The organism is Sphaerothrix gracilis Ecp01 (assembly GCF_030405905.1).
GTDB lineage: Bacteria > Cyanobacteriota > Cyanobacteriia > Phormidesmidales > Phormidesmidaceae > Sphaerothrix > Sphaerothrix gracilis.
Window position 1 is genome coordinate 60037 of the sequence record NZ_JASATW010000004.1, and the last position, 19112, is coordinate 79148.

The 19112-nt window shown below is 53.2% G+C and carries 17 protein-coding genes; 7 read left to right on the forward strand and 10 right to left on the reverse strand.

Translation table 11 applies throughout. The features are described 5' to 3' along the window. Positions 1-70: 70 nt before the first annotated feature. Positions 71-895, reverse strand: a complete 825-nt coding sequence (locus QJQ48_RS05300; protein WP_346290163.1) for a hypothetical protein — start codon at positions 893-895, stop codon at positions 71-73. 115 nt (positions 896-1010) lie between these two features. Here QJQ48_RS05300 and QJQ48_RS05305 point away from each other — a divergent pair, with 115 nt between their 5' ends. Continuing rightward, entirely contained in the window at positions 1011-2909 is a 1899-nt protein-coding gene (locus tag QJQ48_RS05305) for a metallophosphoesterase family protein (RefSeq protein ID WP_346290164.1), read from the forward strand. Here QJQ48_RS05305 and QJQ48_RS05310 read toward each other — a convergent pair. From QJQ48_RS05310 to QJQ48_RS05325, 4 genes are all read right to left on the reverse strand, one after another. Next, complete coding sequence (locus QJQ48_RS05310; protein ID WP_346290165.1) at positions 2879-3412, reverse strand: hypothetical protein; 534 nt, start codon at positions 3410-3412, stop codon at positions 2879-2881. The two genes, QJQ48_RS05305 and QJQ48_RS05310, sit on opposite strands and share 31 nt — an antisense overlap. A 196-nt stretch (positions 3413-3608) precedes the next feature. Beyond that, entirely contained in the window at positions 3609-6011 is a 2403-nt protein-coding gene (locus tag QJQ48_RS05315) for a CHASE2 domain-containing protein (RefSeq protein WP_346290166.1), read from the reverse strand. Between the two features lie 53 nt (positions 6012-6064). Further along, entirely contained in the window at positions 6065-7330 is a 1266-nt protein-coding gene (locus tag QJQ48_RS05320) for a DUF1822 family protein (RefSeq protein WP_346290167.1), read from the reverse strand. A 6-nt stretch (positions 7331-7336) separates the two neighbouring features. Then, positions 7337-8674, reverse strand: a complete 1338-nt coding sequence (locus QJQ48_RS05325; RefSeq protein ID WP_346290168.1) for a hypothetical protein — start codon at positions 8672-8674, stop codon at positions 7337-7339. Positions 8675-9098: 424 nt separating this feature from the next. Between QJQ48_RS05325 and QJQ48_RS05330 the strand changes: the two genes are divergently transcribed. Continuing rightward, entirely contained in the window at positions 9099-10100 is a 1002-nt protein-coding gene (locus tag QJQ48_RS05330) for a sulfotransferase domain-containing protein (RefSeq protein WP_346290169.1), read from the forward strand. 136 nt (positions 10101-10236) lie between these two features. After that, positions 10237-11682: a hypothetical protein gene (locus QJQ48_RS05335; RefSeq protein ID WP_346290170.1), complete on the forward strand. Its 1446-nt coding sequence runs from the start codon at positions 10237-10239 to the stop codon at positions 11680-11682. A gap of 41 nt (positions 11683-11723) precedes the next feature. Here QJQ48_RS05335 and QJQ48_RS05340 read toward each other — a convergent pair whose 3' ends face one another. The 4 genes from QJQ48_RS05340 to QJQ48_RS05355 form a co-directional block, all read right to left on the reverse strand. Further along, a complete protein-coding gene (locus QJQ48_RS05340) occupies positions 11724-12827 on the reverse strand; it encodes a protein kinase domain-containing protein (RefSeq protein ID WP_346290171.1) in 1104 nt (367 codons plus the stop codon). Positions 12828-12905: 78 nt separating this feature from the next. Further along, on the reverse strand, positions 12906-14027 hold the full coding sequence (locus tag QJQ48_RS05345) for a sensor histidine kinase (RefSeq protein WP_346290172.1): 1122 nt from the start codon (positions 14025-14027) through the stop codon (positions 12906-12908). A 53-nt stretch (positions 14028-14080) separates the two neighbouring features. After that, positions 14081-15013, reverse strand: coding sequence for a cobalamin-binding protein (locus tag QJQ48_RS05350; RefSeq protein WP_346290173.1), 933 nt, complete (start codon positions 15011-15013; stop codon positions 14081-14083). A 93-nt stretch (positions 15014-15106) separates the two neighbouring features. Next, the gene (locus tag QJQ48_RS05355; protein WP_346290174.1) at positions 15107-15559 is read right to left on the reverse strand and encodes a DUF3531 family protein; all 453 of its coding nucleotides are present in this window, start codon (positions 15557-15559) and stop codon (positions 15107-15109) included. 305 nt (positions 15560-15864) lie between these two features. Between QJQ48_RS05355 and QJQ48_RS05360 the strand changes: the two genes are divergently transcribed. Together QJQ48_RS05360 and QJQ48_RS05365 are read left to right on the forward strand one after the other, a co-directional pair. After that, positions 15865-16629 carry an ABC transporter ATP-binding protein gene (locus tag QJQ48_RS05360; protein WP_346290175.1) on the forward strand — a complete coding sequence of 255 codons (765 nt, stop codon included), beginning with the start codon at positions 15865-15867 and terminating at the stop codon, positions 16627-16629. Between the two features lie 21 nt (positions 16630-16650). After that, positions 16651-17508 (forward strand): inositol monophosphatase family protein, encoded by an 858-nt coding sequence (locus QJQ48_RS05365; RefSeq protein WP_346290176.1) that lies wholly within the window; start codon positions 16651-16653, stop codon positions 17506-17508. A 124-nt stretch (positions 17509-17632) separates the two neighbouring features. Here QJQ48_RS05365 and QJQ48_RS05370 read toward each other — a convergent pair whose 3' ends face one another. Next, positions 17633-18196 carry a Uma2 family endonuclease gene (locus QJQ48_RS05370; RefSeq protein ID WP_346290177.1) on the reverse strand — a complete coding sequence of 188 codons (564 nt, stop codon included), beginning with the start codon at positions 18194-18196 and terminating at the stop codon, positions 17633-17635. 51 nt (positions 18197-18247) lie between these two features. Here QJQ48_RS05370 and QJQ48_RS05375 point away from each other — a divergent pair, with 51 nt between their 5' ends. Beyond that, on the forward strand, positions 18248-18424 hold the full coding sequence (locus QJQ48_RS05375) for a hypothetical protein (RefSeq protein ID WP_346290178.1): 177 nt from the start codon (positions 18248-18250) through the stop codon (positions 18422-18424). Beyond that, positions 18424-19089 carry an SDR family oxidoreductase gene (locus QJQ48_RS05380; RefSeq protein WP_346290179.1) on the forward strand — a complete coding sequence of 222 codons (666 nt, stop codon included), beginning with the start codon at positions 18424-18426 and terminating at the stop codon, positions 19087-19089. The genes QJQ48_RS05375 and QJQ48_RS05380 overlap by 1 nt, the downstream gene beginning before the upstream one ends. The last annotated feature ends 23 nt before the right edge of the window (positions 19090-19112 follow it).

Below are 19112 nucleotides of genomic sequence, written 5' to 3' on the forward strand. Positions count from 1 at the left end.
GGGACTTCACAGCAAAGGGAATGCCTGTATTCTATCGAGCCATCCAGCGCTCAAGAGCGTGTTTGCTCTCTTATTCGGCGGGTGGGGTGCAGGCTGCCGCGTCGTACTGCACCTGGACTTCTAGAGAATAGGCTTTGACTGCGTCTCCGGTTGGAAACGATCGCTCTTTGGCTTCTGCTAAAGCTTTTTGATTGAGAATGTCATAGCCCGTACTTTTGAGCAGAGTCGGTTCCTCTGCCAGTTCCCCAGTCGGCTTAATCACGACGCCAACTGAAGCCAGGACAGGTTCTGGGGTCAGGCAAGTTTCTAGCGCGTAGGGAAAGATCAGCGGTTCAGAGAGGCGATCGGGCCAGGGTTGAATAGCACTATACCGACTGATGAGATCTTCTATCCAAATTGACAGGACATTGACTGCTTCTGAATCTGTTGTTACCGCCTCGCTGTAGTTGTAGAAATCTGCGTCCTGAAGCTTGTCTTCTAGAGACAAGTCTGCCGTCGTTGCGGCGCTATCGTCAGGGTTGGATGTGTCAGTGGTGGCGTCAGTGTTGTCCGTCGTCTCTTGGGTAACTTCGGGGACTTCAGGTTCTACTCGAGGGGGAACCGGGGGCTCAGTTGGTTTTGGCGCAGTGGCAGCAGGTGGCGGCGGTGGAGCCGGTTTGGCCGCGGGCGGCGGTGGCGGCGCCGGCTGGGGAGAGGGCGCAGGGGAGTCTGCAAGGGAACTGGCCGCAGGCAGCCGGGTCACGCTGATGGTTTCTGGATCGGGTTCAGGAACTGGAATCTCAGCTTTTTCAGCCGGCATAGGCAGCGCTAGCAGCAGGCCATGCAGCCCCAGCGAAAGCAATAACATGGGGCGCAGAAACAAAGATAGAGACTGCCAGCGACGCTGTTTTGCCAAAGCAAGGGTTAGAAATACAAGAAAAGAATGGGTCTGAGTTTTCCTAAAGTCAATTTTAGATGGCCCGGTTTAGGGGTAGCTTAGGCAATAGACACTTTAGCGGCTGGCTGCGGCAATGAGTAAGCGAGAAGACACAACTTTAATTGTGGCGGGCATTTTGCTGATCTTAGCCACGGGTTTGTTTATTACATTAGATTCGGGAATCTCAAATTTATTGCAGCGGCAAAGACCTATTTCCGGAGGTACTCCCTTGCTGAGCGATCCGTTTTTGCAATATCCAACTGCCTCCTCAGTGCGGGTCGTCTGGTTCACCGAGTTTGAGGGGATGAACCATATTGTGGCCTACGGGGATACGGCTCAGTCCGTCACCTTTGCTGAGCTTGATGGTTTAGCAACCGACGATTTGGCCAACACCGTCCCGGCCAACACCACTCAGCTAGAGCGCCTGCGAGAAGACGCCGACTCTCAGCTAGCTGATACCGCCGCAGACGAACTTGACCAGCCCGTTGGCCGATCGATTTGGCGGCATGAAGCGGAAATTCCAGGACTGAATCCGGGAAATCGGGTACCCTATCAGGTCTTGAGCGCCGAAGCCGGCGGAGAGCTTCATAAAAGCCGCCTGTTTTCCCTAGCGGCTACGCCCCCCTCTGATCAGCCGCTGCAGATTTTGCTCACTTCAGACCATCAGCTCATGCCCATGACGCCTGCCAACCTGCAAAAGGTGGTCGAAACAGTGGGGCCGGTGGATGCAGTGTTTCACGCAGGAGATCTGGTTAACGTACCCGATCGCGCTTCGGAGTGGTTTGATGATGCGCGGGGCAACGCTTTTTTTCCTAGCCTGCAGGGACGAGCCAGCTATGCCCTAGAGCGAAACGGTACCACGACGGTTTATCAGGGCGGCGAAATTATTCAGCACGCGCCCCTGTTTCCCACGGCGGGCAACCATGAGGTAATGGGCCGCTACTCCAGCTTTGACAGCTTGGACAGTCAGTTTAATGACCCGGTGCCTTGGTCAGTTGCCAATCAGCTTTACAATCAGCACGCCCAGGTGTTTAATCCTGCTGCCGATCCTCAGGTAAAGGCCCGCTGGCTGAAGAACAACTCCTTCAACACCGATACCTACGAAGCCCTCTTTACACTGCCTCAAAGCCCTATTCCTGGAGAAGCTGAAACGACCAGCCGCTACTATGCCACTACCTTTGGCAATGTTCGCTTAGTCACCCTGTTTGTCACCAATATTTGGCGATCGCCCGGCCTAGGCCCCAAAACCCGCGGACGCTACCGCGAAAGCGCCGCTGACCTCTCCACGCCGAATCAGTGGGGCCACGGACAGCACATTTTTATGGGCATCAATCAGGGCAGTCCCCAGTATCAGTGGCTGGCTCAAGAGCTAGCTAGCCCCGCCTTTCAGCAGGCGCAGTACAAAGTGGTCATGCTGCACCACCCGCCCCACAGCTTAGGCGGCAACATTGTGCCGCCCTTTACCGAGCCGGTGCCTGTATACGACACCGCTGCTGACGGCAGCCTCAAGGCCATCCGCTACGAGTATCCCAAAGACCAGGACTATATCATCCGCGATCTGCTGCCGCTGCTGGAGCAGGCAGGGGTACAGCTCGTTTTCTATGGTCACGATCACGTGTGGAATCGCTTTGTTAGTCCTCAGGGAACGCATTTTCTAGAAAGCGCCAACGTGGGCAATACCTATAACGCTCACTGGGGGGACAATCCGAGAGAGGTGCCTCAACGCCAAGAGTCTGACTTGGGAGACTTTCAGGCAGATAATTATGTACCCTTGGGCGATCCCTATGGCCTAGAACCGATTTTGCCCTCTGTTGCCCCGCTGACCCGTGAGGATGGTACCCCTCTGCCCTACATCGCCAGCAATGACATCACGGCCTTTAGCATTCTAGACACGGCTGAGGGGACGGTGACTAGCTACTATTTTGATACCCGCGAACCAGACTCAGACGCGGTGAAATTCGATCAGTTTTCGCTGGCATCTCCGGGTGCCTGAGCCGCAGCGGCGGTTTGAGACTGGCAAATTTCAGCGACTAAGGCTTCTCGCGTTTCGATCAGAACTGCTGACGGATTTTCGACCGAAAAGATTTCCTGCAGCGCATCGGCTAGCAAATCTTCAGCTAGGAAATAACGGGTACGCTCTAGAGCGATCGCTTCGGCATCGGCATCCTGAATTTTCAGAATGGCGGTGAGCGTATCTAATTCTGCACTAATGCGATCGCGTTCTTCTCCGCCCAGCACTTGAAAAGTTCGCCAAAACATTGGTTCTTCTGAACCTGATTGAAAGTAGAACAGCCAGTTGTAAGCCTCACCAGGTTGTAATGCCTCGCCAGTGTAGCTTACCTGAAATAATCCTGGTTCTACGATTTCTGCAGGCTCACGCCAGAGAACAGTTGATTCAGTCACTGAGCGGACACCTGCGACCTTAGCTTGACTAGACCATAAAAGCAACGGATGCAAATTCCAAACAATGGTATGTTCGCGAGCTTGAAGCGTCACAAGACACGAATTAGCAGGTCGAGGTCCACCAGGTCCACCTCGACCAGAATCTTGTGGAGGATTTCTTCGGAAAATGTCTAAGATACCTCGCCATTCAACTTCAGGTTCAGCTTCTATGACTTGAACACTAGCTGCATGAGTGCTGAAACTGATGTTTGACAGGAACCAAAACAAGATGAGCCACAAAGAGGATACTTTAACCATGAGAGTTCTCCAGTTTCGCAAAAGAGATATATGTAAAAACTGTTAGCGTTGGCAGCAGCCACGGCACCACGACAAGTCCTGAGATATAGAGCTGTAGGCTTAACCAGCCATAGGCGATCGCGGTCAAAGCCAAGCCGCTCCACAACCAGGATCGATGACAGCGCGGTAATATCACCAGCACAGTGGCTTTACCAATGACCGCCGCTAGCAATATCAATCCAGCATTAGGAATAGGCGTCACTAGATGATGAGTCAAAAAATGATGAGTCATATAAGCATGAGCTTCTCCGCCCGTAAAGCCACGACTGTATTCCTCTGACTGATTGCGCCAAAAGGCGATCGCTCTAGGTGTTTCAACATTGTCTTCGCCAGCAAGGGTGACGCCAGCCTCGTCATACCCACCTGCAATAACCATCACCACGGTGTTTTCTAGTGAGGCTAAGCCCAACATTCTTAACACCGACTGAGGAGACTCCAAAAGCTGCCAAGCAGGAACTGTCAAATATATTTGTTCGGGTGGAATGGAAAAATCTAAAAGCGGTTGCAGCCATCGCAGTCCCAAGCGATAAGAGAATGCAGTGAGTGGATGTAGCCAAATACGCTCCGAATGGAACCCTGGTAGGTTGGCTCGCAGGTAGTCTCCAACCTGACTTTGCAATTGCTGCTGGCTAACTAAATCAGGCTGCGGAGTCGGAAATCCGCGCTGTAGTTGGCGATTTAGCTGATACGCTGTGGCTAGTAGATGACTGAAAGGCAGCGGTTGATTATCTCTGCGCCAAATGGGTAATACGTGCCAATAGGGCAACCAGATGTTGCCTTGCAAACTCCAACGCATATCAGCTACCTCTGGCCAAACTGTCAGCCATTGGCCTTGGTGATTGCGTTTCGCGCCTAAAACAAACCAGGTTGAGTCTTGCCTAATTGCGTTACGTAAAGCCTGATTGAGCTGTTTATCGTGTAATTCCTGCGGGCGATCCAGCAGGTAGTCAATGCCTACTACTTGAGCGTTCAGCTCTGTTAGCTGAGTTACTAGTTGCGCTAGGTAGTCGCGCCGCATTGGCAGAGGGTTACTAATACGAGCCTTTTGCAGAGAAATATCGTCAATTTGGATCAGTACCAGCTTGGTAGGTGTTGCAACTTCTGCCTGAGCAGTCAAATTTCGGTAAAGGGCTTGGACGTAAACTCGCTGATCTAACAGCCAATCGTGTACAGGGGTAAGTAAGCTGACCGCAACTAAAACCCCAACGCTGATCGCTTCTCTGTGAGTTGGCAGCCAGCGCTTTAACCGCTGTTTCAGGCCAGAGGGGGGGATTTGAAAGAGCTGGGAGTCAGGGTGGCGAAACAGGGACGGAATGAGATAGGCCGAGGGATAGGTGAGGTGCTTCTCCGACTTGAGATAGCGACAGGCTTTTAGCAGAGCCTCATGGGCATCAAAATGCTGGGCTAACCCCTGCAAAAACTGCACCAAAAACGCCACCGCCACTTGGTTATGCACCCGCTCCCGCATGATGGCAACCTGACTTAGACCCAAATTGACCAAAGAATCAGCAATATCCAGACCGCTACAGGAGTTGAACAGGGCAAACTGCAAACCGCGATCGCGGGCCGTCTCTAGATATTGAGTGAGTTCCTTCAGCGATAGGGACACCTGAGGCGCAATCAGAATCTCGCCTCCCACCTGTTTGGCTTCATCGCTGTGACCCACAAAAAACAGCAGATCCCAGCCTTGCGCATCCGCGATCGCCGCTGCTACCTGCTCTTTCAGGACACCCGCTGGTTTACCCGCCTCGCCGCCAGCAAACCTCACCTCAGCCATCGCCTGAAGCGATTTCAGGGCCGCGCGATCGCCCGTTAGATCTATCCCCGTGTCCTCTCCTAAAATCACTAAAATTCGAGCCTTGCCGCGCCGGAACGAATGACGCGGTGGCGTTTCTGCCCGGATATTTGCGGGCGATCGCGTAATCCGCAGCGGTGTAGATGCCCCGAACTCGGCGCCAATTTCCCAGGTTTCCCAGGGCAGGCGAGCAACCTCAATCGGCTCACAGGTCAGAAATAAATCAACTGCTGGCGCAGCAGCTTCGCTTGGTATCAAGGCGCTGCGGAGACTAAACAAGTCCTCCTGTCGCAGCCAGCGATGAAACTCTGAAAGCAGCTTGGCCTCAGCCTGACCGAGCTGGCTGTGCCAGTTGACCGGAGCCGTCAGCCTACCCACCGCCCCCGGACGCCCGCGCAGAGCATGGCGGTAATATCCCAAATAAGCCCGCTGCCACGCCTGATAGAGAGAGCTGAGCTGAGTCGGATAGGGCAGCACCACCGTTAGCCGCTGCCCCCGGCCCCAGGCAAGGTCAAACAGGCAAGACTGCTCAATTTTGCGCACCGTGAGATGATAAGCCATGTTTACTTCTCCCTCATCCTCCTCATTCTCCCTGTCTCCCTCGCCCTGCTGTTTTAAGCCTCAAGCGCCAACCCAAACGGCGGCAGGTGTAGCTGCGGGCCAGACGGCAAAGCCACAGTGGCCTGAAAAGTTTCGTGCCAATGGCCGAAAACCTGGGCATAGAGGTAAAAGCTAGCAGCCTGATCGGATAGAGTTTGCTCTGCCAGGAGTGTCTCCTGGTCGCGGACTTGCAGGACGGTGCCCACAGGCAGGGGATCTTCAGAGGCAGAGCCGAGAAAGAGCATCAGCGACCACTCTGGCTGGCTGGGGTCGTCATAGATTGTCCACGTCAGGGCATAGAGGCGGAGAAGCAGCCCCCCCAACTGTAGATCCGTGAAGGCCGCTCTGGCCCTAGAGGGGACAGCGATATCGTTCGTTTCTAGATCGCTGAGAATTGTTTCAAACTCTTCAGTGGGCGATCGCAGTGCTCGCACTGGCTCCGGCAGCAGCGTCCAGGCAAACTGCTGGGCCAGATCGTCGAGCTGATCTTGTAGCCAGTGCGCCACGTTGAGGAAAGGTTGAGCGGCGCCAGCAGAGGCAGCGACAGGGTAAGAGGCGTCTGGCAGAGACGCAATAGGCTCGGTTGCTGTAGCGGCGGCTGACAGTAAGGAGGCCGGATTTGCGTGGCGCAGGAACAGCAGCAGCGTACTGGAAGACGTGGTGAACCAGCTCAGGGGGAGCTGGTAGCGATCGCCCACTAGCGGCATCGTCGGCTGCGCCTGCAGGCGGGCCATGAGCTGGTCATGACGCAAGATAGCCGCGATCGCCACCTGACGCTGTTCTTCCTGCACTTCAACCAGTACATAGAAATGACTTTTGGCTGCGGTCACGGCGGCCCGTGGCAGCAGCACTACTTCGTCACTGAGGCTACCACTGACCAGCAGCGACAGGTGAAACTCGTGATCAAAATTGCCTAGAGATGGCGCAGGATCGGTGGATGATGCCACCAGCCCAATCTGACAGACCGCCCTTTCATAGGGCGCAGCCAGAGACTCACAATTAGAGCGCAGATCGGTAGCCGTTGTGCCCAGCCATTGCTGCCAGCCAGCAACTGCGAGAGCTAGCAGATAAGCCCGCCAGTGCTGGGCCGCATCCGCAATTGACTCTGTAGCGCTAATAGCCCAGCTCATTTGGTCATCGTTTAAAGAAACCGAGGTGGGGGACAGCGGCTCAAAGTCGGCAAAAGGGGTATCCGTCATGACGTTTGACTCCGGTGGGGTGAAGAGGGTAGAAGCAGTCGAAAGCGGCATAATTCGTACCTGATGGAAAGATGAAGCCATCTACAGCTAAAGGCTGCAGTCCAGATAGTGACAAACTTGCTGATCAAAGCGATTGGTGGGAACGCTGCGCTGAGGATTTTGAGCTTCTGCCTGGGATTGCTCAATGGCAGCGTCAATCTCTTCGGCCAAAAGCTTTTCTAGGACACGATCGAGAGCGCACAGGCGATCGGGTTCTAAATGGGTTTCGGCTAGGGCGAGAGTTTGCTGGCGGAGCTGAGTTAGCCAATAGTGGCGAACATTGGTACGAAAAGCTTTCATTTGAATCAGGCGAGTAACCTGTACCTGGTTTTTATAGCCAATTTGGGGGGCGATCGCTCCCATGCTGATGCCCTGACAGACAAATAGGCGCAGGGCCACAAGAAACACCTGATCTCGGGGCGGTTTTTTGCATTGGAGGCGAGCCACCTCGGTTTCTATTGCCTGGGCGATCGCCTGCTCTAGACAGGTTGCCGACGCTTGCTGATAGCGGGTCAAAAAATCTGCCTGTAGCTGCTCGCTTTCGGAGGTTTCTAGCGCTTGAGGCTCTGCGATCGCGTCAGCATCTAAAGACTCAGTGGGGAAATAGCGATTGCGCACATAGGTGCGATACTGGCGCAGGAGCAGAGCGATTTCCTGCAGTCTTGACAGTACCGTATCGGGCGATATGGTGGCGTCCATGCGAGCCAGCTGATCTAGTGTTGGCGGCAAACAGGACTGACCACGACAGGTACGAAGCTGACGCTGGCGATCGCGGCGGTAGACAGCGTGATAGCGCTCTAGCAGCCGCGCAGCCTGCTGAATCTCGGCGGCTGTCCGCTGATGAAACTCGCTCAAAACGCGCTGAATCTGCTCTGGGCTGGTGTCATTGAGAATGGCCCAGTCGCTGACCCGATAAAGGTTGTGTTCGTGCAGCAGCCGATCTAAGGCCGGATGGTGCTTAACCAACCGCGTCGTCCAGGTTGCCAGTCCGGCCTTGGCCGGATCGTAAGTCTTTAAAATTTCCATTGACAGGGGCTGATAGTCTCCTAGAGAACCGCCTGTGTCATCTAGCACGAGCGGGTAGAGATCTTCTGCCGTGAAGCCGTGAGCCTCACCAAACTGACGCACGAGCTGTAGGCAGGCTTTGCGGATAATCTGAGACACAAAGCAGCGCAGACACAGTAGCGCCGAGTCGGCGGCGGCCTCACCTTGCTGCCAGATTTGCCAAAGCGCTTTTTGCAAAGGGCGATCGCTGATGATAGTTGCTTCTGGCAGATGGGGAAATTGGGCATATAGCCAGTCTTTAGCGGCTGTCTGCTTAACGATGCGGCAGCTACCACTGCTTTGAAGCTGCACCAGTTGCCAGTAATAGGAAGCTGCACTCATGAAATCAAACTCAGCACTCGAACAATCATTAACCGCGTTCCGGCGTTCTGCCCGTTAATAATTCTGAACCTGGGGAACTTATTCACGCCGCCGCTGAAATCTGAGTTAAACGAAGTCATAAGTCTGCCAAGACTATGACGATTTTGGCTAAATGCGGCCTGCGGCCTGCACGCTCAGCATTGGGCTATGCACAAGTTAGTCTGCTGTGCAGTTTTCTACCGCCATAACTGTTCTGAACTTAAAGATGATAGTTTTTTTAGTAAAGAGATACTTGACAGTATGGCTTTTGAACAGGTTTTTTAGTATTTGAGAATCAATTAGTCTGTAACCGTTTTTGATCTTATTCAACAGATTGGTTTAGATTAACGCTGAAACTCGGTTTTTCCATCTAAAATATTTAGAATGTTCTATTCGTAAGATCGCCATGCAAGCTGCTGGAGATTACGTCAAAGCAATTGTAGGTCCGGCGCGTTCTGGAACAACCTGGATTGGCACCGTAATTAATAGTCATCCAGACGTTGTTTATCGCTTTGAACCCTTCAATAGACTTCGGCACTGTGACTCGAAAATATCTGAGCTGAGCTATGCCCTCAAATCAGGAAAAATAACTGAGTCTCAGGCTATAGAAATACATACAGCTTTGCTCAAGGCGCATCCTTTGAGCGACAAACCTCCTTTCTTTAATCAAAAGTCTTATCCTCTTTTCTCGGTAGGCAAAAACAAAGCCTGGGTATTATCTCGTCTGCTTTCTAGCTTTTCAGGCTTGTATAAGGTAGCCTATTCGCCCCGTAAGTTAGTCCCCGTCATCTTTAAAGAAGTTACCTTTGTCGAGCAATTCAATGCCCTGCTGAAAAATACTTCAGTTCCAGTTGTTTACGTCGTTAGACATCCCTGTGCAACGGTTCTTTCCGACTTCAAGGGCCAGATCAAGCAGAAAATGCCTACGGGTAGGCAAACTGTTTTAAAGACTTTACTTAAAAGACACAGCCCTGATTTATTCGAGCAGTATAAAAATCGACTGGAAAAGCTTACTCAAATTGAAAAAACTGCCTTGCTTTGGCGGATTGAAGTAGAAAGCTGCGTTAGTGCTGCAAAACACTCTTCACAAGGTCTCATTATCAGCTATGAGCGCTTTGCCGAAGACGCTTATACCTATGCCAATCAAATTTTTGAACACTTTGGTCTAGATTTTGCTCAGGAAACTGGGCAATTCCTAGATAGAATTTATAGCATTAATTCACCTGCCGATATCCCTCACCGTAGTCGAGAATGGGGCAATAAGTTTTTTACAATCTATCGCAATCCAAAAACGCAAAAGGATGCCTGGAAGGCGGCAATTTCAGCCGAAGATCGCAAAAAGATTGAGGCAATTGTAACCGATAGCGAGGTTTTTGACTTTTGCGCTGCCTTAAGCGGTTGGACATAGAGAATGGGTGATGAGAGGCGGTCTATTTTAGCGATTCAGCCACTATGCACCGTCATAAATTACCCGGTTGTGTACTGTAAAATGCTTGATGCCTTCGCCATAGTGAAGAAGCCTAAATGATTTATTGGAGGCTTCTATGGAACCCCGCTGGCAGCATCTTGTTCCAGAACTAGTTGATCGCCACCGCGTCATCGATATTGACCGTTTTACCTGGTTTAAGCGGCCCGCTATTGTCAAAATTGCTATTTATGCTGAAGGCTCAATTCGCTTTGACGGCGGCCCGTTTGACGGTCTGCAGCGAGTAATTGCTGCCCTCAACTCTGACCCCTGGCCCTGGGTCAAGTTTGAAACCACGCTGATTCATCGCGGCCCTGACCCCAGCGCTGATATGCAAAACACGACGCTGGATGACGTAGATTTAGACCAGTATGATGAACTGTGGCTGTTTGGCATTGCCAGCGGCAATTTGCTATCGCCAGCAGAAATCAGCGCTGTGAATGCCTTCATGGATGAGGGCGGTGGGGTACTGCATACTGGCGATCATGCTTCTTTGGGGCAAGGCATTGCTGGCGCTATTAAGCGAGCCGGCGAAATGCGCCAGTATCCTGCCCCTCCTGCTTCTGCTCCCACCTGGAATAGCACTTTGCGTCCGGGGGTTGATGGCGTCTACACCTTTCCTGATCAAAGTGACGATTTTCCACAAGCTATTCGCCTGAAATACTTTTACCAGTGGAGCTATCAGCCCAGCCTGGTGCTGAAAAAGTATCCCCACCCGGTTTTATGCGGTGCAGATGGGCCGATTCGTATTTTTCCGGATCACCAGCATGAGGGAGAGGCGATCGCGCCCACGAGCTATCCCAGCAGCATTTGGCCCTCTAAAAATGGCTTTCAGCCTCAGGTAGAAGTGGTGGCCTGGGGCAGAATTCAAGACCCTTCCGCGGACGTAGGGCGCGAAGTAGGGTTAGTGAGTGCCTATGATGGCCATCGCGCCGATGTCGGACGCATTATTGCTGACAGTACCTGGCACCACTGGTTCGACATCAACCTGAATGGATTTTCAGCCGCTCGCCTTGATTCGATTGAGCGCTACTTCCTCAATGTAGCCGCCTGGCTAGCGCCCAAAGCCAAGCAATCTCAGATGCGCAACGGCGTGGTTATTTTTGCTAGCTGGCGGGCACCTCTGGTGGAACTGGACTTTACCTTGCTGACACCCTGGGTGCTGGGGGGAATTGCCCGCGACGCGCTGGGACAGTATGCGCCTCAGTGTATCGTCAATCAGTGGCTCATTGATCTGATCGTGCCAGAGCTACAGCGGGAAATTGAAATTCCCATTCCCACACCGGGGCCGCTGCAAATGCTAGAGCTGCCGCTGCCGATCGCAGATCTGATTTTAGCCAGCGCTATCACGCCAGTGCTAGAGCGCAATCGCAAGCTGCGATTCCCGGAGGAAGCGACTGACCTAGATTTGGTTGATAAAGCCTTCTTTGAGTCGGTGCCGCGAACGGCTGAAATTGTGGCTCAGCAGACCAAGATGGTTTCGCGGTTAGATCGAATTGTCGAACTGATGAAAAGCCGCCAATAGTCAGTCTGTCGTCGGGGCGCGATCGCGTCCCGACCACGTCCCTACAGCGGAAAGCTCATGCTGTTAGAAAGGCCGTGCCGAGGTTTAGTTGATTCCTTAGCCTTGCGGCGCGATCGCCAACTGCGAATGGCTGCCGCCCGCTTTTGAATTGGGGTGAGGTAGCTATCCATAGGCGTCACTGCCTCCATTTCAAAACTGGAGTTGGCCCGTGGCTGGGTATTGAGACAGTCTGACAAACTGCTGTAATACGGCTCAAGCTGTAAGGCACGCTCCACCTCTTCTACTTGCTGATAGCGATCGCGAACATCTGGCTTCAGCATCTTGGCTAAAACAGAGGCAAAGTGAGGGCCGATATCCACCGATTTTTGCCAGTGCAGTTCACCCGTTTTAGCGTTGCCGTCAAATTCAATTGGGGACTTGCCTGTGAGCAAAAAGAGACAGGTGACACCCAGGGCATAGATGTCACTGGCATAGGTTGGCCGTAGGGCTAGCTGTTCGGGCGGAGCAAAGCCCATCGTGCCGACAAACTGAGTTGTCGGAGCCCGGTAGCCCGACTCATCGGCTTCGGCAATACATTCTCGAACCGCCCCAAAGTCGATTAGTACTAAGCGCTGATAGTCCCGGCAGCGAATAATATTCGGCGGTTTGATGTCGCGGTGAATTACCCGGTGGTGGTGAATGTAGCGCACAACCGGCAGAATCTCCTGTAGAAACTGCTTCACCTTGGGCTCGCTCAGAATCCCCGACCGCCGCACCTCTTTAGCCAGCGTATCCCCCTGCACAAACTCCTGCACCAAAAAAAATTCGCCCTTGATCATGAAATAGTCAAGCAGCATTGGCACCTGGGAGTGGCTGCCTAACTGCGACAGGATACGGGCTTCTCGCTTAAAGCGGACTTTGGCTCGCTCTAGAGATAAAGGGTTTCTGACCTTGGGTGAAAGCTGCTTGATCACGCACAGCGGCGAGCCGGGCAGAGCCGCATCCTGAGCTAAAAAAGTTACCCCAAAGCCACCACGCCCTAGCACTCGCAAGATACGGTAGCGATCGCGAAAAAGCTGACCTGATCGACAAAGATTTCTAAGCTGACTCTTGCGGTTGGCAGAGGATTGAAAGTCGGACAGCTGGGGTGGAGAAGATTTCTGCATTACTACCGAAGCTTAGAAGGCCAGATTAAAATGCCCCCCTTAACTATAACCAAAACAACGGCATTCTTACGATCGCCGCTAGATAGGCTTGGCATTTTTTAGCTTAGGAGCAGTCGGCAACCAAAAGCGAAACTGGCTGCCCTGTCCGAGCTGACTCTCTACCGTAATCTCACCGCCCTGGAGCTGCACCAAGCGCTGACAGATGGCTAGGCCAATGCCTGTACCGCCGGAATGGCGATCGCGGGAGCGATCGGCCCGCCAGAATCGCTCAAACACATGAGGTAAGTCCGCAGCGGCAATCCCTTCCCCAGTATCGCTGACCGCCACCCAAATTCGCTCTGACTCAGCCCAGCCGCTCACCGTGATCGTGCCCTTGGCGGTGTAGCGCAGGGCGTTGCTGAGCAAGTTCACCAAAATTTGCTCCACCCGCTCCGGATCGGCCTTGACGGCGGGCAGCGTCGGCGGACAGTCTAGCCATAGATTGAGTGCCTGTTCATCTGAAATCTGATTGCTGAAGCGCTGCACGAGGTTTTGCAGCAGCGGGGCTAAATCAAACTGCTGTTTGTGAATCGGTAAATAGCCGGCTTCTAACTTAGAGAGTTCCTGCAGATCGTTGACCAGTCGTTGCAGGCGTACGGTTTCTCGCGTCAGGCGCTGATAGATCTCGGTCGAGGGATCTAGGGTGCCATCAGCTAAACCTTCTAGATAGCCGCGCACGATGGTTAAAGGCGTCCGCAGTTCGTGGGTCAGATCGCTGACGAGATCTCGGCGTCGCTGCTCTACCCCCTCAATCTCTGTTGCCATGCGGTTGAAGCTGGCTGCGAGCTGATTCAGCTCTGGAATATCGGAACTAGGCACTCGCTCCTCAAAGTGTCCGGCTGCAAACTTTTCGGTGACGGCTTCAAGCTGCAGCAGGGGACGGACGATCCGGCGCGACATCCAGTAGCTCAGGGCCACCGCCGTCGTACCTCCCATGACAATCGACCAGAACATACCCCGCGTCCAGGCAAACTCAAAGCCCTTGAGCAGCTGCGTTTTCATCTGCTGGATGCGGAAGCCGCGTCCCTCAATCCGCTCTAGGGAAACCACAAACAGCCGAGGCGCGTAGAGCCAGCCCAGTCCGGCTAGGGTTGCAATGCCAATGCCCATCACCAGCAGGTAGGAGAAAAATAGACGACCGCGAAGACTCAGTTTGGGCATGATGGACAGGCCAGTTGAAACAAATCTATGATGACGCAAAATTTTGCGGGCACTCAGAGCTTTTGCCAAGCCCGTCCCCGATAGCCGAAGTCAAACAGGTCGGGGTGAAAAATCTCAGCCAGAATTTCTAAGGAATCTACCAGACGCGGGCCAGGGCGATTGAAATACTGGTTGCCGTCAGTGAGATAAACCCGCTGGGTATTGACGGCCTTGAGGCGTTCCCACTCTGGCTTTTGCGTCAGGGGCAAGATTTCTTGGCGGGTTTTGTCTAGGTCATAGCCGCAGGGCATAACGACGATGATGTCAGGATCGGCGGCGACGAGGTCTGACCATTGCAGCCAGGGGGAGTGCTCCCCCACCGTTCCAAAGAGACAGTCTCCTCCCGCCAGCTCGACTAGCTCAGGTATCCAGTTGCCTGCCGCCATGAGCGGCTGGGGCCATTCGATACAGGCTACAGTGGGACGCTCTGCTATAAAGGTGGCTTTATCCTGACAGCACTGAATCCGGGCCTGTAGGGAGGCGATCGCCTGCTCTGCTTTTTCCTGGGCGGCGTCTCCGCCTAGCGCCTGAGCAACCTGGCGAATATTCTGCCAGAGATCGGCCAGTACCGCTGGCTCTAGGGAAATTACCTGGGGCTGGCCGTGGGTAAGCTGGGCGATCGCCGCTTCCACATCTGACAGACTAACCGCGCAGACCTCACACTGGGCTTGGGTCAAGATATGCGTAGGTTGCAGGGAATCCAGCAGCTCAACCTTGACGTTATAAACACTCAGGGCCGACTGCAGCACCTGCATGACGTTGTCGTGAATTTCCTGACTCGTTCCCACTGGCTCAAACTTGGGTTCGGTGCAGACCGGGCGATCTTGAATCTCTGGCGGATAGTCGCACTCATGGGAGCGGCCTACAATCGCCTGAGACCAGCCCAGCAGGTCAACAATTTCGGTGGCGCTGGGAATTAGGGAAATAATGCGAGGCGTGGCAGACATGGCAGCAGCGGTTTAAGGTGGACTCTTTGCTGCCCAGTAAACCGAAAATTAGGCCCTTTGGCGTCCTGAGATAGTCAGATTTATCTCCCTGTTTTAAGCATCGGCATCGTAGAAGGCGGGCTGTCCACTGCCCGGAACCGGCCAGTCTTCATTTTCGCCGCCAACGATTAGCCGCTCTAGATAGACATAATCCTTGCTGAACTGCTGCAGCGTGTTGATTAACACGTCTAGGGCGATCGCGTCTGTTGTCCCCAGATCGAACCAGCAGCGCGCCCAAACTCCCTGAAACTGCACTTCCCCCATGTTGTGCATCACTGACATCAGGGCTTCGTCTGCCGTATCGTCTTCATATTCTAAATAGCTAATTTCTAGCCCGGTTTCCTGCACCTGTAGGTTCTCAGCGTTAAAGCCGCCCAGCTTGCCGATAAAAAACCAGGAGTTAAACACTTCCTCAATATACTGGCACTCTGTCTGGGAAGGAACGGTGCTGAGTTCGAGCCAAATCCACAGATTAAAAAAGTCACACTCGCGGAACTGCACCTGCATAGTCAATTCAGATCCCAAAACGTAACGGCGGCAATACAGAGGCTTTGCTCAGCGTGATTAGCATAGCACTGTGACTGGATTCCGGCTGAAACTTTGTTGAGCTTGGGCAGTGCTTGTCTAACCGCGCTGTGATTTTTAGGGGTGTTAGACCCCTCCCAACCTGTCCTTGCCAAGGGGAGGTGCCGCAGGCGGTAGGATGCCGATAGGTAGCGCTAGTTCACAAAGCTGGTATGAGTCCGTATTGCTGTTAACTTGTCACCTCTGAGAGTCTGCCTAACCTGAGTCAGGTGTGTTATCGTCTCACCATGTTTTCTCCACCCCTAATCACCCTCAATCAGGTCAGCAAGGTCTATCCCAACGGTACGGTGGCCCTGCAGGATGTCAATTTGCAGGTGCGACAGGGCGAGTTTGTCAGTCTGGTAGGGCCTTCTGGCTGTGGCAAGAGTACGGTGCTGAAACTGATGGCTGGGCTAGGAAAAACTAGCCGTGGCGATATTCATTGGCGGCGAGGAGAGGCAGAGCCGGAGCTAGCCTTTGTCTTTCAGGATGCTGCGCTGATGCCCTGGGCCACGGTGATGGACAACGTGCATCTGCCGCTCAAGCTTAAGGGGCGATCGCTCACCGCCGCCCGCGCCGATATCTATCAGGCACTACACCTGGTCGATTTAGCCGGAATTGACCAGCGCTATCCCCGTCAGCTCTCCGGCGGTATGAAAATGCGCGTATCCATCGCCCGCGCTCTGGTGACCCATCCCAATGTGCTGCTGATGGACGAGCCGTTTGGTGCCTTAGACGAAATGACCCGCAGCAAGCTCAACAGCGATCTGTTGCGCCTGTGGGAGCAGTATCACTGGACAGTTGTTTTTGTTACTCATAATATTTACGAGGCAGTCTATCTGTCTAATCGGGTGGTGGTGATGGCCGCTCAGCCGGGCCGAGTCGTGGCCGACATTGCCATTGATGCGCCCTATCCCCGCGATCAGACATTTCGCACCTCTCACTTGTTTAGTGACTACTGCCGTGAAGTTTTAACCCAGCTTTCCCTAGCCGAAACCGACGCGATCGCCTAGCTGCTCTCAAGCTTAACCCCTATGTCAGACCAGCCTACCCCCCGCCACATTTTAGAAGTGCTGCTGCCCCACCTGCGGGTCGCCGCCGCCTACGCCCAGCAGATTCAAACTCAGATCGCCGCCCATCCCGACAAAGACTACGGCGATAACTTTTTTGCGACAGCCCTTACCGATGCTGACCTGTCGATTCAGACCTTTGTGGAAGTGGCGCTGCTGGGGCTGTTTCCCCAAGTACGTTTTTATGGCGAAGAGTATGAGAAGACTTACAACACTAAGTATTTCCGGGCAATCGACTTAGGGCCGCAGGGAGATTATTTAATCACCCTCGATCCGATTGATGGCACTCGGTTTTACTTAGATGGTCATCCCAACTATCAAATTATTCTCAGTATCCTCAATGCTGATGACTTTGAAGCGGTCTTAGCCATCAATCCGGCCCAAAATACCTACTACTATGCTCTACGGGGAGAAGGAGCCTTTCAGGGAACGCTGCTGGACACGCTGGATCAGTGTCAGCCGCTGCGGCTAGCGGCCAAGCCGGATACGATACTGCTCGGCTGGCAGATGGGAAAGGTGGCAGCTCAGTTGGGCGATCGCTATCGGGTGATCAGCGTCAAAACCGACTACGCCAAAGACGCGCCAATTCCCAATGTTAACGGATTGCTGAGCGGCGATCTTACCGGGGCGATTCTCTCCGCAGGCAAGTTTATTGACGGCGCTGCCCTCGCCTTTATCGCTAGGGAGGCCGGATATTGGGTTACAACTCATGATGGCTCAGCTCTACCCCCCCTGCACGCCTGCCAGGACTACCAGTGGCCGGGACTGGTGATTGCCTCCAGCGAGACAGTGCACCGCGATCTGGTCGCGGCTTTATCGTAAGTTGGTGAATAATAAACAAACAATCCGGTAAGGGGGCTGTCAGGCATAGCCGTAATGTATTGTTCTGCGAAGCTCTGAGGTGGGGCTTGCTGAGAGAATTAAGGTGCTGCCCAGGGCGATCGCCTTAGAGCAGAAGCCAAGCAAATAATTCTGCCACCGTCAGCTTTAAATCGCTTGCAAACGAAGGCACTGGCAGTAAAATCTGAGACTGATCAAAGACCTCAATTTCCTGCTTGGAGCGATAAACCAAAACAGCTTTTTCATCAGGATCGATCAACCATCCCATCTGCGTCCCGTGTTTTAAGCAGTGCAGAATATTCTTAGTTACCTTGGTCTGACTTTGACCTGGAGATAAAATTTCAATTACCCAGTCTGGAGCCAGCAAAAATGAGTTGGCAATTTCTCCCTTTTCATCGCAGGGAATTCGCTGCCAGGTAAAGACAGCAATGTCAGGCACAGTAGACTGACCACCAAAGGTGCAGCGCAGCTCAGGAAAGGCACAGGCAATTTTTGCGGCTTTGACCACACCATTAATAGCTGGAACGAATTCGCCTTGTAGCCTACTGTGTTTTCCTTGAGGCATCGGCTTTTGGCTAATTCGACCATCAATATATTCGCTGGCAGGCTCAGTTTCAGGCAGTTCTAAAAATTTCTCCAGCGTCAGTCTCTGGAATTGTGCTTGTACCACTTTAAAAGTTTCTCCAACCTGGCTGAGTCTGCTCTTATCATACCGAGTCGATTGTCCCAGCAGACAGACAGCTATCTGCGGCCAAAAACTCAAACGTCCCTGATTGAATTTGCCCGCGATCGCATCCCATATCCGGCTGGGTTTGCTGTATCTGCAGAGGGAATTTTTAAGCCGCTGCTGCCTCTAGAATGGGGAGCGGATAAAGACAGGAGCAAGGAAATTAACTGATGGCAACTTGTTTGGTAACGGGCGCGAATCGCGGTATTGGCTATGAGTATTGCCGTCAGCTTAAGGAGCGGGGGGATACGGTAATTGCTGTTTGCCGCTCGGCCTCTGATGAGTTGCAGAATTTGGGTATCCGGGTAGAAGCCGGAATAGACATCACCTCTGAGCAGGCTGTAGCCGAGCTGTCCCAGCGGCTCAAAGGCACCGAGATTGACATTTTGATTAATAATGCTGGCATTCTAGAGCGCGTCACTTTGGACGATTTAGACTTTGAAAGCATTCGCAAACAGTTTGAGGTCAATGCGCTCGGAACGCTACGGCTCACCCAAGCGCTTTTGCCGCACCTGCACTCAGGCTCCAAGGTCGTCATCATGACCAGCCGTATGGGATCGATTGAAGACAATACTTCTGGCGGTTCCTATGGCTATCGCATGTCTAAAGTCGCGGTTTCTATGGCGGGCAAGTCTTTGTCCCATGATCTAAAGCCAGAAGGGATTGCCGTGGGTATTTTGCATCCTGGCTTGGTCAGCACTCGCATGACCGGGCATACCAGCAGCGGTATTTCCCCGGCGGAGTCGGTGCAAAATTTGCTACAGCGCATCGACGAGCTGAGCTTGGAGAATACAGGTACTTTCTGGCACGCCAAAGGTGAGGTGCTGCCTTGGTAGTTCCTTTCGGCTGCGCTCAAGGA